This is a genomic window from Brevundimonas sp. GW456-12-10-14-LB3 (assembly GCF_059424365.1).
Genome location: NZ_JBWKZJ010000010.1, coordinates 41,707 through 56,292, shown reverse-complemented (window position 1 = coordinate 56,292; position 14,586 = coordinate 41,707). Strand labels below are relative to the sequence as shown.

Sequence of the window (14,586 nt, the reverse complement as noted above, 5' to 3'; positions counted from 1 at the left end):
CATAGTCGTCGCCTATGGACGGAGGGAGCCTTGCCGGATTTCGAAGTGGTCGCGATGGCTTTGGCGCCCGCGCGTCATCTCGCGGCCTTCACCGACCATTATCGGGCTAAGCACCCGGCGCGGATCAGAATCTATTTCGACGGCGAGGATGCACCTGACCCGGTCCAGGTCGGGCTCGATCCCAAGGATCTTATAGTCTGCGACGCGGCCTTCTGGGCGACGCGCGGTGGTCGGCCCCAGGCGGTCGAGGATCGCCAGAGGGTCGTCTATGCCGAGGCCTATTCCACCCTGGCCTCCGATTGGCTGCTGGTCGTGGACATCGACGAGATGATCCTGGGCGATGTCGACGTCTCCGCTGTGCTCGGCGCCGTGGCGGCCGAACGCGAGGCGGTCATCTTCCCCTCGCTCGAGGCGGTGTGGCGGGCCGGCGACGACCTGACGCGCGAGTATGGAGCCACGCTGGCGCGCAAACCCTATCACGGCCCTTTGTCGGACCAGTTCGCAGACCTGATCTATCCTGGACGCGGGCGCTTCTTCGTTCGTGGTCTTCTGGCGCATCACATGGGCAAGCACGCGGTGCGGCGTGGCCTGCCTGACGTCATGGTCTGCATCCATGAGTCCAAGCGCGGGGACCGGCCGTTGAAGGCGGCGCGGGCGCGCGATCCCGGGACGGGGCGCACGGCCTGGCTGCTGCATCACGACGCCATCGGCTTGGACGCCTGGCGGGCCAAGTGGGACCGGCGCGTCGCGGCGGGCGACACCGCCGAAATGGGGCGCCGTCGCCGCCGCCAGCAGGCGGCCTATGTTCAGGCGCGAGAAGCGGGTGAGGAAGCCGCCCTGTTCGCGGACCTCTACGCCCTGAAACCCTGGCAGCAGGCGATCTTGCGACGGCTCGGGTTGTTACTGAATATCTGACCGGGCTTGCCTGGTCTGTCCACGCGGCCTATGTGCTCCACATAACCCGTGTAAGCCGCCCCGCTCGCGAACATGACCCGCAACATCACCCTCGCCATAGATGACGCCCTGCTCGACAAGGTGCGTGTTCTGGCCGCTATGAAGCGGACCAGCGTCAATGAGATGGTGCGCGGTTTCCTGGCTCGACTGGTCGAGGAAGAAACGGAACACGACGAGGCGACCGAAGCCTTGCTGAAGCTGGCCCGCGAAAGCGAAGGCCGGATGGGCGACTGGCGCCCCGCCAGAGAAGATGCATATAGCGGCGAGCCTCGTTTTGATCGCTGGCGCTGACGTCTTCCTGGACACCAACATCCTGATCTACGCCGCGCTCGGTTCTGTCGATGAACCGGCGAAGTACGATCGTGCGCTTGAACTTCTGACCCGACGCTTCGGCACCTCGGGTCAGGTTCTGGCCGAATTCTATGTCACCGCCCAACGCAAGGGTGCGCGCCCTCTGACTCCGGAGGAGGCGCAGGAGTGGGTGTTTCGGTTGTCCAAGAAGCCCTTCCAGCCCATCGACTACAGGGTGGTCCGCAGCGGTATCGAGAACGCCCAGCGTTACATGATTTCCTACTGGGACGGCGCCATCATCGCCGCCGCCGAACGGCTGGGCGCCAAGGTGCTCTATTCCGAAGACCTCAATCACGGTCAGACCTATGGGTCGGTCCGTGTCGAAAACCCCTTCCTTCCCGCCTAACCCAACAAGCGAGACTCCATGTCCATCCTCGTCAACAAAGACACCAAGATCATCGTCCAGGGCCTGACCGGCAAGACCGGCGGCTTCCACACCGAACAGGCCCTGGCCTATCACGGCACCCAGATGGTCGCCGGCGTCCACCCGACCAAGGGCGGCACGAACTGGACCGGTTCACACGGCGAAACCCTGCCGATCTACGCCTCGGTCGCCGAAGCCAAGGACGCCACGGGCGCCGACGCCTCGGTCATCTATGTCCCGCCGTCAGGCGCCGCCGCCGCCATCATCGAAGCCATCGACGCCGAAATTCCCTTCATCACCTGCATCACCGAGGGCATTCCGGTGATGGACATGGTCAAGGTCAAGCGCCGGCTGGAAGGCTCCAACTCCCGCCTCTTGGGCCCGAACTGCCCGGGCGTCCTGACGCCGGACGAGTGCAAGATCGGCATCATGCCGGGCAATATCTTCAAGAAGGGCTCGGTCGGCATCGTGTCGCGTTCGGGCACCCTGACCTATGAGGCCGTGTTCCAGACCACCAATGAGGGCCTGGGTCAGACCACGGCCGTGGGCATCGGCGGCGACCCGGTCAAGGGCACCGAATTCATCGACGTGCTGGAGATGTTCCTGGCCGATCCCGAAACCACCTCGATCATCATGATCGGTGAAATCGGCGGCGGCGCGGAAGAAGACGCCGCCCAGTTCCTGATCGACGAGGCCAAGAAGGGCCGCAAGAAGCCGATGGCCGGCTTCATCGCGGGTCGCACGGCGCCCAAGGGCCGCACCATGGGCCACGCCGGCGCCGTCGTCTCGGGCGGCAAGGGCGATGCGGAATCCAAGATCGCGGCGATGGAAGCCGCCGGCATCCGCATGTCGCAATCGCCAGCCCGTCTGGGCAAGACCCTGGTGGAAGTGCTGAAGGGCTGAGACCCGAAGCGGCGTAGGCGCCTCGCGCATCAAAAATGCCGGTCTCGGCAGGATTGGACGCCCTCGGCTTCGGCCGGGGGCGTTTTTCTTTCGGCATGCGACCAATTTCTCACCGAATTGCCCCGTTTCGGTCATGACCCATAAGGAAAGCGGGCCTATATGACGGGCGCGCCCCTCACGGAGATGTGTCCGCGGGGGCCAGGGAATAGACGAGAACAATGGCGGACGATGCGGGTCGGCTGAACCAGGTCTTTGCCGAGACCTCCTTCCTCTACGGGTCCAACGCGGCCTATATCGAGGAGCTGCACGAGAAATGGGCCAATGATCCCGGCTCGGTCTCGGCGGAATGGAAGGCCTTCTTCGACCAGTTGCGCGACAACGCCGCCGCCGTGAAGGCCTCGGCCGAGGCCGGCGGCTGGGGCCGCGCCGCCGTCGCCGAGCCGACCGAGGCGACCGCCGTGTTCGACGGCCGCTGGCCGGCGCCCAAGCCTGATCCCAAGAAGCCCGGCGCCCCGGCGCCCGCAGCCTCCAAAGCCGCGCCGACGGAAGCTTCGCCCGAGGCGATCCGCGCCGCCGCCCACGATTCCATCCGCGCCCTGATGCTGATCCGCAGCTATCGCGTGCGCGGCCACCTCCAGGCCAATCTGGACCCCCTGGGCATCGAACAGCCGGTCGAAAATCCTGAATTGACGCCGGAATTCTACGGCTTCAGCGGCGCCGATCTGGATCGGCCGATCTTCCTGGACGGCGTCCTGGGCCTGCAGACCGGCACCATCCGCCAGGTGCTGGACATTCTGAAGCGCACCTACTGCGGCAATATCGGCATCCAGTACATGCATATCGCCGAGCCGGAGGAGAAGGCCTGGCTTCAGCAGCGGTTCGAGGGGCCGGACAAGTTCGAGCAGAACGCCTTCACCAAGGAAGGCAAGCTGGCCATCCTGAACAAGCTGATCGAGGCGGAGGGCTTCGAGCGCTTCCTGCACAAACGCTTCCCCGGCACCAAGCGGTTCGGCCTGGACGGCGGCGAGGCCATGGTCCCGGCCCTGGAGCAGGTGATCAAGCGCGGCGGCAACCTGGGCGTCGACGAGGTGGTGCTGGGCATGGCCCACCGCGGCCGCCTGAACGTGCTGGCCGCCGTAATGGGCAAGCCCTACAAGGTCATCTTCCACGAGTTCCAGGGCGGCTCGGCCGTGCCGAGCGACATCGAAGGCTCGGGCGACGTCAAATATCACATGGGCGCCTCTTCGAACCGAGAGTTCGACGGCAACCACGTCCACCTGTCGCTGACCGCCAACCCGTCGCACCTCGAAATCGTCAACCCGGTCGTCCTGGGCAAGGCGCGCGCCAAACAGGCCTTCGACATCCGAGAGGCCAACGCCGGCAAGCCCGAGGCCGAATGGGCTCTGGACCGCTCCAAGGTCGTGCCCCTGCTGATCCACGGCGACGCCGCCTTCGCCGGCCAGGGCGTGGTGGCCGAATGTTTCGCCCTGATGGGGCTGAAGGGTTACCGCACCGGCGGCACCCTGCATTTCGTCATCAACAACCAGATCGGCTTCACCACCAGCCCGCGGAACTCGCGTTCGTCGCCCTATCCGTCGGACGTCGCCCTGATGGTTCAGGCGCCGATCTTCCACGTGAACGGCGACGATCCGGAAGCCGTCGTCTTCGCCGCCAAGGTGGCCACCGAATATCGTCAGAAGTTCCACAAGGACGCGGTGGTGGACATGTTCTGCTACCGCCGCTTCGGCCACAACGAAGGCGACGACCCGACCTTCACCCAGCCGCTGATGTATTCGAAGATCCGCGCCCAGCCCTCGACGCGCGAACTCTATTCCCAGCGCCTGATCGCAGAGGGCGTGATTTCCCAGGCCGAGGTCGACGCCGAGATCGAGCGGTTCGAGAAATTCCTCGACGAACAGTTCGAGGCGGGCAAGACCTTCAAGGCGGACAAGGCCGACTGGCTCGACGGCCAGTGGAAGGGCATGGGCGCCGCCAAGGAGGAGCTGCGCGGCGATACGGCGGTGCCCCTGGCCAAGCTTCAGGACCTGGGCGCGCGCCTGACCACCATTCCGAACAGCGTCGACATGCACAAGACGCTGAAGCGGGTCATCGAGGCTCGCCGCGAAGCGGTCTCGACCGGCGAGGGCCTGGACTGGGCCACGGCCGAGAGCCTGGCCTTCGCCTCACTGGTGGACGAGGGCTTCCCCGTGCGCCTGTCCGGACAGGATTCGGTGCGCGGCACCTTCTCCCAGCGCCACTCGGGCATCATCGACCAGACGACCGAAGAGCGGTACATGCCGCTGAACAATCTGCGTGAAGGCCAGGCCAATTTCGAGGTCATCGACTCGGCCCTGTCGGAAGAGGCGGTGCTGGGCTTCGAGTACGGCTATTCGCTGGCCGACCCGAACACCCTGGTGCTGTGGGAAGGCCAGTTCGGCGACTTCGTGAACGGCGCCCAGGTGGTGATCGACCAGTTCATCACCTCCGGGGAACGCAAGTGGCTGCGGATGAGCGGCCTGACCATGCTGCTGCCGCACGGCTATGAAGGCCAGGGGCCGGAACACTCCTCCGCCCGCCTGGAGCGCTTCCTCCAGGCCTGCGCCGAGGACAATATCCAGGTCGCCAACTGCACGACCCCGGCCAACTATTTCCACATCCTGCGTCGCCAGATGCACCGGCCGTTCCGCAAGCCGCTGATCCTGATGACGCCCAAGTCGCTGCTGCGGCACAAGAAGGCGGTCTCGCCGCTGCGCGACCTGGCCGAGGGTTCGTCCTTCCACCGCGTGCTGCACGACGACGCCCAGACCCGTCCGGACGTCGCCGGGATCAAGATCAAGGCGGACAAGGACATCCGCCGCGTGATCCTGTGCTCGGGCAAGGTCTATTACGACCTGCTGGACGTGCGCGAGAAGAAGATGAAGGAAGGCCAGGCGGTGGACGACGTCTACATCCTGCGTCTGGAACAGTTCTATCCGTGGCCGATCCAGTCGCTGCGCAAGGAACTGGCCCGCTTCCCGAAGGCCGAACTGGTCTGGTGCCAGGAAGAGCCGAAGAACATGGGCGGCTGGACCTTCGTCGATCCGTGGCTGGAGCTGACGCTGGACAAGCTGGACGTCGCGGCCAAGCGCGCCCGCTATGTCGGCCGTCCCGGCTCGGCCTCCACGGCCGCCGGCCTGATGAGCCGCCACCTGAAGGAGCTCGAGGCCTTCACCAACGAAGCCTTCGCCTGATAAGCGTTTAAGACAGACCTAGAGACAGCTGGACCCGACATGGCCGACATCCTGACCCCCGCCCTCGGTGAATCCGTCACCGAAGCCACCATCGCGAAATGGACCAAGAAGGTCGGCGACGCGGTCAAGAAGGACGAACTGCTCGTCGAACTGGAGACCGACAAGGTCTCTCTGGAAGTCGTGGCTCCGGCCGACGGCGTCTTGGGCGCCATCAACGCCGCCGAGGGCGACACCGTGGCGCCCGGCACGGTCCTGGGTTCGGTGACCGAAGGCGGCGCGGCCGCCGCCCCGGCCGCTGCCCCCGCCAAGGCCGCCAAGGGCGAGGCCAAGGCGGCTGCAGCCGCCGCCGCTTCCAGCATCGACATCACCGTGCCGGTGATGGGCGAAAGCGTCGCCGAGGGCTCGATGGGCAAGTGGCTCAAGAAGAGCGGCGAGGCGGTCAAGAAGGATGAACTGCTGGTCGAGATCGAGACCGACAAGGTCGCGGTCGAGGTGTCGGCCCCGGCGGACGGCGTCCTGACCATCGCCGCCGACGAAGGCGCGACCGTCACGCCGGGCCAGAAGATCGGTTCGGTGTCGGGCTCCGGCGCAGCCGCTGCTGCGCCCGCCGCCGCCGCCCCGGCGCCGGTCGCCGCTCCGGCCAATACCGGTTCGGCCCAGGTGAAGAACGAGACCCTTTCGCCGGCCGTCCAGCGCGTGGTCGCTGAAAACAACCTGGACCCCAAGGCGATTTCCGCCACCGGACCCAAGGGCAATATCACCAAGGGCGACGCCATCGCCGCGATCGGGGCCGCTGCGGCCGCTCCGGCGCCGGCCGCCGCACCTTCCGCCCCGCGCGCCCTGGCCCCGCGCGAGGAGCGGGTGAAGATGACGCGCCTGCGTCAGACCATCGCCCGTCGCCTGAAGGAATCCCAGAATACGGCCGCCCAGCTGACCACCTTCAACGAGGTGGACATGACCAATGTCATGGCCCTGCGCGCCCAGTACAAGGAAGTCTTCGAGAAGCGCCACGGGGTGAAGCTGGGCTTCATGTCCTTCTTCACCAAGGCGGTGGTCGCCGCGCTTCAGGAAATCCCCGCAGTCAACGCCGAGATCGACGGCACGGACATCATCTACAAGAACCACTATGACATCGGCGTCGCCGTCGGCACCGACAAGGGTCTGGTGGTTCCGGTGCTGCGCGACGCCGACACCCTGAGCCTGGCCGGTATCGAAAAGGGCATCGGCGCCCTGGGCAAGGCCGCCCGCGACGGCGCCCTGACCATGGACCAGCTGCAGGGCGGCACCTTCACCATCACCAACGGCGGCACCTATGGGTCGCTGATGTCGACGCCGATCCTGAACGCGCCCCAGTCCGGCATCCTGGGCATGCACAACATCGTCCAGCGTCCGATGGCCATCAACGGCGAGGTCAAGATCCGGCCGATGATGTATCTGGCCCTCAGCTATGACCACCGCATCGTCGACGGCAAGGAGGCCGTGACCTTCCTGGTGCGGATCAAGGAGCTGCTGGAAGACCCGCAGCGGGCCCTGCTGGACCTGTAAGAAACTGAAAAGGCGGCGATTTCGCCGCCTTTTTTGTTGGCCTCACGCCGGGCCAACGCCTAAGTGTCGAATATCGGCGTTTGTGTCTTGGCGACGTCAGAGGTGCAGTCATTGCGTGACTACGGGTTCTTCCGCACTGACAAATCGCCCAAAAGGCGCGCCCTATTCCCGCCATGGAATGGGCGGCGCGCGCGATAGGGGTGTTCTACGTCTTGGGCGGGCTGATGCTTCTGTATCAGGCTTGGCTTAACTGGCGTCTGCAAAGGGCCTTGTCGGGCCTGGTCGCCATCCCCATCGCCGAGCATGTCGGGGACGGCGTGATTGTTCTGGCCGGCGTGCTGGTCATGCTTTCTGGCGCGGCCCTGGCGGCCCTCAGCGGCTGGGCTGTCGTCGCCTTCATGGCGGGATGGACGGTCCAGGCGCTGTACCTGCTCTGGACCGATCATGTCTCTCGTATCGGGGAGCCTGAGGCCGTCAGCGGACGCCGCCAGTCGGTCCACGCCTTTACCGGCTACACCGCCGCCACCGGGATCGTGCTGTGGCTTCCGACGGTCGGTGTGCTGGGCTGAATAGGGGCTCACGAGTTTCTCAGAACAGCCAGCCCGATCAGTCTCGCAACCCTGCGTAAAGCGTGCGATATGGTCACGCTTGGGGGGGAAGAATGTTTAGACGGGTCATGGCGGCGTTGGCCGTAATGTATTTCGTGCTGGCTGCGACAGGTGTGCTGGCCGCCGAGACGCCAGTGGCGTCTGAGCAGGCAGCCGCCGAACAGGCGCGGTTGGAAGCAATTGTCGCGAGTCTGAAGCCGCGCTCTGGCCACATCGCGATTCCCGCCGCTGACGCTTCGCTGCAGCTTGGTGACGACTACTATTTTCTCGATAGGGCGGACTCCCGCCGCGTGCTTACGGAACTTTGGGGCAATCCGCCGTCGGCTGTTGAAGGCGTCCTGGGTATGATTTTCCCTAAGGGCCTTTCCCCGCTAGATGACACATGGGGCGCGGTGGTGACCTACACGGGCGACGGCTATGTGTCGGACGAGGACGCCGCCGAGATCGACCCCGACCAACTCCTCACGACGCTACGCGAAGGTGAAGACGAGAATAATCGTCAGCGCCAGGCCAACGGGTTTGAGACTGTGCATCTGGCAGGATGGGCTCAACCTCCGAGTTATGACGCCCAAAAGCACAACCTAATATGGGCGAAGGTCCTAAAGTTCGGGGGCAATCAGGATTCTACGCTTAACTATGATGTTCGTGTGTTGGGACGGCGGGGGGTGTTGAGCCTGAACATCGTCGCCGGTTTGGATGACCTGGCGGAGGTGGGACCGGCGGCGACGGCCCTGATGAACACCGCTATTTTCGATGCGGGGTCGCGCTATACCGATTACCAGCCGGGTCAGGATCACAAGGCCGCCTATGGCGTGGCAGGGCTCATAGCCGGCGGCGCTGCGCTTGCGGTGGCGAAGAAGGTCGGCTTCCTAGGCGTCCTTCTGCTTTTCCTGAAAAAGGGCGCCGCGTTCATCCTGGTCGGGATAGGGGCCGCCTGGACGTGGCTGCGACGACAGTTTGGCAAGGGCGGCAAGGTCCCGGCAGGGTCGCACACGATCATCGTTAAAGAAACCGAGCCCGATCCCACGCCAAGGGGAGGCGCGGACGACGCGGACCCAGGCGAAAACCAGGCCTAGCCGAACTCGGCCTCCAGATCGGCCAGGCGGGCGGCCTGGTCCTCGGCGATCAGGGCGTCCAGCAGGGGGTCGATGTCGCCCTCCAACACCTGGGGCAGGCTGTGCAGGGTCAGGCCGATGCGGTGGTCGGTCACCCGCCCTTGCGGGAAGTTGTAGGTGCGGATCCGTTCGGACCGGTCGCCCGATCCCACCTGGGACTTGCGCGAGTCGGCGCGGGCCAGATCCTTGGCCTGGCGCTGCATGTCGTACAGGCGGACCCGCAGGTTCTTCATCGCCTTGTCCCGGTTCACGTGCTGGGACTTTTCGGACGAGGTGACGACGATGCCGGTCGGCAGGTGGGTGATCCGCACGGCCGAGTCGGTCTTGTTGACGTGCTGACCCCCCGCGCCCGAGCTGCGGAAGGTGTCGATGCGGATGTCCTGGTCGCGGATCTCGATCTCGACATCCTCGACCTCGGGCAGGACGGCGACGGTGGCGGCCGAGGTGTGGATGCGGCCGCCGGCCTCGGTGGTCGGCACGCGCTGGACCCGGTGGACGCCGCTCTCGAACTTCAGTCGGCCGAAGACGCCTTCGCCGGTGACGGTGGCGACGATTTCCTTGTAGCCGCCGGCGTCGCCCTCGGAGACGCTGTCGACCTCGACCCGCCAGCCCCGGGTGGAGGCATAGCGCGAATACATGCGGAACAGGTCGCCGGCGAACAGGGCCGCCTCGTCTCCGCCGGTGCCGGCGCGGACCTCCAGCACGGCCGAGGCGTTTTCATCGGCGTCGCGCGGGGCCAGCAGCAGGGCCACGTCGCGCTCCAACTGCGGCAGCCGCTCGGTCAGGGCGCGCAGCTCCTCCTGGGCCATGGCGGCCATTTCGGGGTCGGACGCCATCGCCTCCAGATCGGCCATTTCGGCGCGCAGCCGGGCCAGGCCCTGGACCGCGTCGGCGACCGGCTTCAGCTCGGCGTGTTCCTTGGACAGACGGACGATCTCGGCTCCGTCGGTCGCCGCCCCCATCCGGGCCTCCACCTCGTGGAAACGGTCGAGCACCTGATCGAGACGGGCCTGGGGCAGACGCAAGGCGGAACCATCCTGGGACAATGAGAGGGGCCGTCCTTAGCCCGCCTGGGGGGGCGATGTCGATCATCGCAACGCCGCCCGGCGCCGGGTTCGTGAACTTTGATAACGATGGCGTCAGCCGCGGTGGCGAACGTCATGGTCCGGGTTTAGCTGGCCGTGGAGTCGCTGACGCTGTGAGAAGGACGCCATGTTCGACCGCCTGCCCCATCGCGCTTCTGAAACCCCCTACCCCATCCGATCGGCGAGACCGCCGGTCGATCATGACGTAGAGGAACTCTGCCGCCTCTACGACCGGCGCCTGGCGGAGCGAGGGGGCGATCTGTCGCCGAGCCGCAGGCGCGAACTGGACGCCCTGGCGGTTCGATACGGCCTGGCCGTCGACCGTACCGCCGCCATGGTCTGGCGCGATCTGCGCGCCGTCATCAGCCGGACGGTGGGGCGGGCGTCGGACCAACCGGTCGCCGAACCGGCCCCTGCGCCGACCCAGACCCCAGCCCCCGTCGAAACAGGCCCCCTGACGGTGCTGGTCGTTGAAGACGATCCAGACGCCGCAGCCGCCTTGACCGAGCTTCTGACCGAGGCCGGGCACAGGGTGGTCGGGCCGTTCCACAGCGCGGCGCCGGCTGAGGCGGCCGCGGCGCTGCACGCCATCGACGCCGCCCTGTTGGACGTCAATCTGTCGGACGGGGCGACGGGAAGGGGACTGGCGGAGCGATTGAAACGACGCTGGGACATGCGGGTGGTGCTGACGTCGGGTGACGTCGAGGCGGTCCGCCGCGCCGATCCGGCCGAGACTGTCGTGTTCAAACCCTATACGGGGGCGCAGATTCTGGCGGCCCTGGCCGGTAGGCGACGCGAGGACTGACAGCGAGGCGCTTGCGTCCGGCCGGTGGGCGGGCGATCAGACGGCATGCTGTCGAACCGATCCCGCTACGCCCTCCGCGCCATGGTGCATCTCGCCGGCCTGTCGGGCGGGGGCCCCGCCACCATCGGCGAGATCGCCGAGGCCGCCGCGGCGCCGCGAAAGTTCCTGGAAGCCATATTGCTGGACCTGCGTCGGCGGCATCTGTTGGTGTCCAAACGCGGGAGGACCGGCGGCTACGCCCTGGCCGCGCCGGCCGACCGCATCAGTTTCGCCGATGTGATCCGGGCGCTGGAAGGCCCTTTGGCGCTCGCGCCCTGCGCATCCCGCACCGCCTTCGGGCCTTGTGAAACCTGTCCCGACCTGGACACCTGTCCGCTTCGCCCGGTGCTGCAGGACGGGCGCGACGCCGTCGCCGCCGTTTTCGAGACGCGAACCCTTCTGCAAGCCGCTGCGAAGTTTTCTCCTATTGACCCAGTAGGAGATAAAGCCCCAACCTCGTGACCCTCTGGAGGGGCCATGCAAGACTTCCTGCTGTTTCTGTGCGTCGGGTTCTTGGCCCAGGTCGTCGACGGCGCCCTGGGCATGGCCTATGGGGTGATCTCGTCCACTGTCCTGCTGTCGTTCGGCGTGCCGCCCGCGACGGCGTCGGCCAGCGTCCACGCCGCGGAAGTCTTCACCACGGCTGCGTCTGCGGGGTCGCACACGGTGAACAAGAATGTGAACTGGAAGCTGTTCGCCCCCCTGGCCCTGGGTGGGGTGGTTGGCGGCGGCCTGGGCGCCTTCGTCCTCACCAGCATCGACGGCGACCTGATCAAGCCCTGGATCACTGCCTATCTGGCGATCATGGGCGGTGTGATCATCTGGCGCGCCACCCGCCAGACGCGCGCGCGACTGTTTCCGTTGAAACTGGCCGGTCCCCTGGGGGTGGTCGGGGGCTTCTTCGACGCCGTCGGCGGCGGCGGCTGGGGGCCGACGGTCACGACGACCCTGGTGGGATCGGGCCAGGACCCGCGCGCCTCGATCGGCACTACCAATACGGCCGAGTTCTTCGTCACCTCCGCCATCTCCGCCACCTTCCTGGCGGCGCTGCTGACCGGCCACTGGGACCAGGCCGAGGGCGTGGCCACCCACGCCATGGCGGTGCTGGGCCTGATCCTGGGCGGGCTGATCGCCGCACCCTTCGCCGGGATTATCGCGCGGATCGCGCCGCGCCGAGTGCTGACCTATGGGGTCGGGGCCGTGGTTCTGCTGTCGGCGGGCTATCAGGCGCTGAGGCTGTTCAAGGTCATCTGAAGCGAGGGGCGGCGGCGGGGGGCGGCGGTCGCCGAAAGGCGGCTTAACGCGCGCGGGCGCGGAAGCGGGTCAGGAAGGCCTTGATGTTTTCGCGAATGGACGCCTCGTTCGCCATCCGCAGACGTTCGACCCCCATGAAGGCCTGGCCCATGGTCGCCGTCCCCGTGGCGGCCACCGTTTCATCGAAGACGGTGCGGTCTGCCTGGGACACCGTGTAGCGGACCTGGCTCGTCACCGACATGTCGAAGCCCGCCAGGGGCTGCTTCAGGTCGATCAGAGAGGCCGCGGCCGTCATGGCCGGCCCTTCGCTTCCCATGTAGCCGGCGGCGGCCAGGGAGTTTTCCAGCGCCGTCTTGAAGTCGGCGTTGGAGACTTCGGACGTCCACATCGGATTGGTGGCCTGACCGCCGGAAACGGTCACGGTCGTCACCGAGCGATAGCCCAGATCGCCTGAAGAGGCGGTCAGACCGGCGGTGGCCGGCAGGGTCATCATGGCGGGGTTGGACGGACTGGCGCAGGCGGCTAGGCCTAAGAGCCCGGCCGCGCAGCCGGCCATGGCGAGACGACGCAACATCATTGTTGGGTCGCCGCCTGGGCGCCCGCGGCGGGCGCGGCGGCGCGTGCGGCGGCTTCTTCGGCCGGGGTGCGCAGGGTGACGATCAGCGGATTGGGCTTCAGATCATTCATGGCGCCCGAGGTGGCGTCGATCGCCCCGCCGATCAGGCCCCCGACCAGGATGTTGCCCGCCATGGCCGTGCCGCCCGCGCCTGACACGCTGCTGGTGATGTCATGGGTCTGCGAAACATAGCCGTCCTTGGACACGGTGATGCGGAATGCATCCTTGCGCGGCATGCGGAAGGTGCAGGGCGTGGCCTGGCATTCGAAGCCGTTCGAGGTGGTGACCTGCGCGCCGGGCGGCGTGCTTTGGACGGTGAATTGTTGGCTCGAGCCGCGCGTCACGGTAGCGCAGGCCGGCAAAGACAGCGCCACGCCGACAAGCGCGAGCGCGCGCACGCCCATGTGCGCGGGATTACGGAATTTCATGAAGCCCCTCAATGGATTGCAGCCCGCCCTCCCCAGGCGGACTTACGGCCTAGGTTGCACTTGGGATCCGAGCCGTCAATCAAGCGGCGTCAAATTTATCAAAAATGACACAACTGGAGGGCGCGCGACCTATTCAGCCGCCTGAAGCTCCGCCGCCCGCGCCGCCTCCAGCTCGGCGGCCTTTTGTTCCACCAGCTCGACGATATGGTCGATCATGCCCTCATTGGCCTGTTTGTGGGCGATCTTGCCGTTCAGATAGACCATGCCCGCGCCCTTGCCGCCGCCGGTGAAGCCGATGTCGGTATAGAGGGCCTCGCCCGGGCCGTTCACGACGCAGCCGATGACCGACAGGCTCATCGGCGTCGAGATATGGGCCAGCTTTTCTTCCAGCAGGCCGACCGTCTCGATGACGTTGAAGCCCTGACGCGCGCAGGACGGGCAGGCGATGATGTTGACGCCCCGGTGACGCAGGCCCAGCGACTTCAGAATGTCGAAACCGACCTTGATCTCCTCGACCGGATCGGCGGCCAGGGAGACGCGGATGGTGTCGCCGATCCCCGCCCACAGCATGGAGCCCAGGCCGATGGACGACTTGATCGTGCCGGTGCGCAGCGGCCCCGCCTCGGTCACGCCCAGGTGCAGGGGGCAGTCGATGGCGTCCGCCAGCTGCCGATAGGCGGCGACGGTCAGGAAGGGGTCCGACGCCTTTACCGAGATCTTGAACTCGTGGAAGTCGTTGTCCTGCAGGATGCGGGCGTGGTTCAGGGCGCTCTCGACCATGGCGTCGGGGCAGGGCTCGCCGTACTTCTCGAGCAGCTCCTTCTCCAGAGAACCGGCGTTGACGCCGATCCGCATGGAGCAGCCGTTGTCGCGGGCGGCCTGGATGACGTCGCGGACCCGATCCGGGCTGCCGATATTGCCCGGATTGATGCGCAGGCAGGCGGCGCCCGCCTCGGCCGCCTCGATGCCGCGCTTGTAGTGGAAATGGATGTCGGCGACCAAGGGAGCCTTGGCCTCGCGGACGATGGTGCGAAACGCTTGGGTCGATTCAACGTCGGGGCAGGAGACGCGAACGATGTCGGCGCCGGCCTCTTCCAGCTGACGGATCTGATCGATCGTCGCCGCCGCGTCGGACGTCGGCGTATTGGTCATCGACTGGACGCTGATCGGGGCGTCGCCGCCGACCAGGACTGAGCCGACGCGAATCTGGCGGCTCTTGCGCCGTTCGATATGGCGCCAGGGACGGACGTGGCCGAGTTCTGAAGTGTGGTCGCTCATTTCCGGCCCAT

The 14,586-nt window shown here is 66.5% G+C and carries 15 protein-coding genes; 11 read left to right on the top strand and 4 right to left on the bottom strand.

Annotated elements, in window-relative coordinates; genetic code table 11:
- The first annotated feature begins 30 nt into the window (after positions 1 to 30).
- The 8 genes from AC07XS_RS06450 to AC07XS_RS06415 all read left to right on the top strand — a co-directional run bounded on the left by AC07XS_RS06450 (position 31) and on the right by AC07XS_RS06415 (position 9,031).
- On the top strand, positions 31 to 915 hold the full coding sequence (locus AC07XS_RS06450) for a hypothetical protein (RefSeq protein WP_182713870.1): 885 nt from the start codon (positions 31 to 33) through the stop codon (positions 913 to 915).
- Between the two features lie 72 nt (positions 916 to 987).
- Complete coding sequence (locus AC07XS_RS06445; protein WP_054764270.1) at positions 988 to 1,245, top strand: ribbon-helix-helix protein, CopG family; 258 nt, start codon at positions 988 to 990, stop codon at positions 1,243 to 1,245.
- Complete coding sequence (locus AC07XS_RS06440) at positions 1,229 to 1,651, top strand: PIN domain-containing protein (protein ID WP_182713871.1); 423 nt, start codon at positions 1,229 to 1,231, stop codon at positions 1,649 to 1,651. The genes AC07XS_RS06445 and AC07XS_RS06440 overlap by 17 nt, the downstream gene beginning before the upstream one ends.
- An 18-nt stretch (positions 1,652 to 1,669) precedes the next feature.
- A complete protein-coding gene (gene sucD, locus AC07XS_RS06435) occupies positions 1,670 to 2,572 on the top strand; it encodes a succinate--CoA ligase subunit alpha (RefSeq protein WP_054764268.1) in 903 nt (300 codons plus the stop codon).
- A 218-nt stretch (positions 2,573 to 2,790) separates the two neighbouring features.
- Complete coding sequence (locus tag AC07XS_RS06430) at positions 2,791 to 5,802, top strand: 2-oxoglutarate dehydrogenase E1 component (protein WP_182713872.1); 3,012 nt, start codon at positions 2,791 to 2,793, stop codon at positions 5,800 to 5,802.
- A gap of 39 nt (positions 5,803 to 5,841) precedes the next feature.
- Positions 5,842 to 7,347, top strand: coding sequence for a 2-oxoglutarate dehydrogenase complex dihydrolipoyllysine-residue succinyltransferase (gene odhB, locus AC07XS_RS06425; RefSeq protein ID WP_152949165.1), 1,506 nt, complete (start codon positions 5,842 to 5,844; stop codon positions 7,345 to 7,347).
- A gap of 173 nt (positions 7,348 to 7,520) precedes the next feature.
- Entirely contained in the window at positions 7,521 to 7,916 is a 396-nt protein-coding gene (locus AC07XS_RS06420) for a hypothetical protein (RefSeq protein ID WP_182713873.1), read from the top strand.
- Between the two features lie 107 nt (positions 7,917 to 8,023).
- Entirely contained in the window at positions 8,024 to 9,031 is a 1,008-nt protein-coding gene (locus AC07XS_RS06415) for a DUF2167 domain-containing protein (RefSeq protein ID WP_182713874.1), read from the top strand.
- Here the strand turns inward: AC07XS_RS06415 and prfA are convergent.
- Positions 9,028 to 10,095: a peptide chain release factor 1 gene (gene prfA, locus AC07XS_RS06410; RefSeq protein ID WP_182713875.1), complete on the bottom strand. Its 1,068-nt coding sequence runs from the start codon at positions 10,093 to 10,095 to the stop codon at positions 9,028 to 9,030. The two genes, AC07XS_RS06415 and prfA, sit on opposite strands and share 4 nt — an antisense overlap.
- 187 nt (positions 10,096 to 10,282) lie before the next feature.
- Here prfA and AC07XS_RS06405 point away from each other — a divergent pair, with 187 nt between their 5' ends.
- The 3 genes from AC07XS_RS06405 to AC07XS_RS06395 are packed head-to-tail and all read left to right on the top strand — an operon-like array spanning position 10,283 to position 12,253.
- A complete protein-coding gene (locus AC07XS_RS06405; RefSeq protein WP_182713876.1) occupies positions 10,283 to 10,960 on the top strand; it encodes a response regulator in 678 nt (225 codons plus the stop codon).
- 45 nt (positions 10,961 to 11,005) lie between these two features.
- The gene (locus tag AC07XS_RS06400; RefSeq protein WP_182713877.1) at positions 11,006 to 11,461 is read left to right on the top strand and encodes an RrF2 family transcriptional regulator; all 456 of its coding nucleotides are present in this window, start codon (positions 11,006 to 11,008) and stop codon (positions 11,459 to 11,461) included.
- Positions 11,462 to 11,476: 15 nt separating this feature from the next.
- On the top strand, positions 11,477 to 12,253 hold the full coding sequence (locus tag AC07XS_RS06395) for a TSUP family transporter (RefSeq protein ID WP_182713878.1): 777 nt from the start codon (positions 11,477 to 11,479) through the stop codon (positions 12,251 to 12,253).
- A 43-nt stretch (positions 12,254 to 12,296) separates the two neighbouring features.
- On the opposite strand, the gene AC07XS_RS06390 is transcribed toward AC07XS_RS06395, so the two are convergent.
- From AC07XS_RS06390 to ispG, 3 genes are all read right to left on the bottom strand, one after another.
- On the bottom strand, positions 12,297 to 12,830 hold the full coding sequence (locus AC07XS_RS06390; protein ID WP_182713879.1) for a hypothetical protein: 534 nt from the start codon (positions 12,828 to 12,830) through the stop codon (positions 12,297 to 12,299).
- Positions 12,827 to 13,297, bottom strand: a complete 471-nt coding sequence (locus AC07XS_RS06385; protein WP_228185923.1) for a PEGA domain-containing protein — start codon at positions 13,295 to 13,297, stop codon at positions 12,827 to 12,829. The genes AC07XS_RS06390 and AC07XS_RS06385 overlap by 4 nt, the downstream gene beginning before the upstream one ends.
- Before the next feature lie 129 nt (positions 13,298 to 13,426).
- Positions 13,427 to 14,575: a flavodoxin-dependent (E)-4-hydroxy-3-methylbut-2-enyl-diphosphate synthase gene (gene ispG, locus AC07XS_RS06380; protein WP_182713880.1), complete on the bottom strand. Its 1,149-nt coding sequence runs from the start codon at positions 14,573 to 14,575 to the stop codon at positions 13,427 to 13,429.
- Between the last annotated feature and the right edge of the window lie 11 nt (positions 14,576 to 14,586).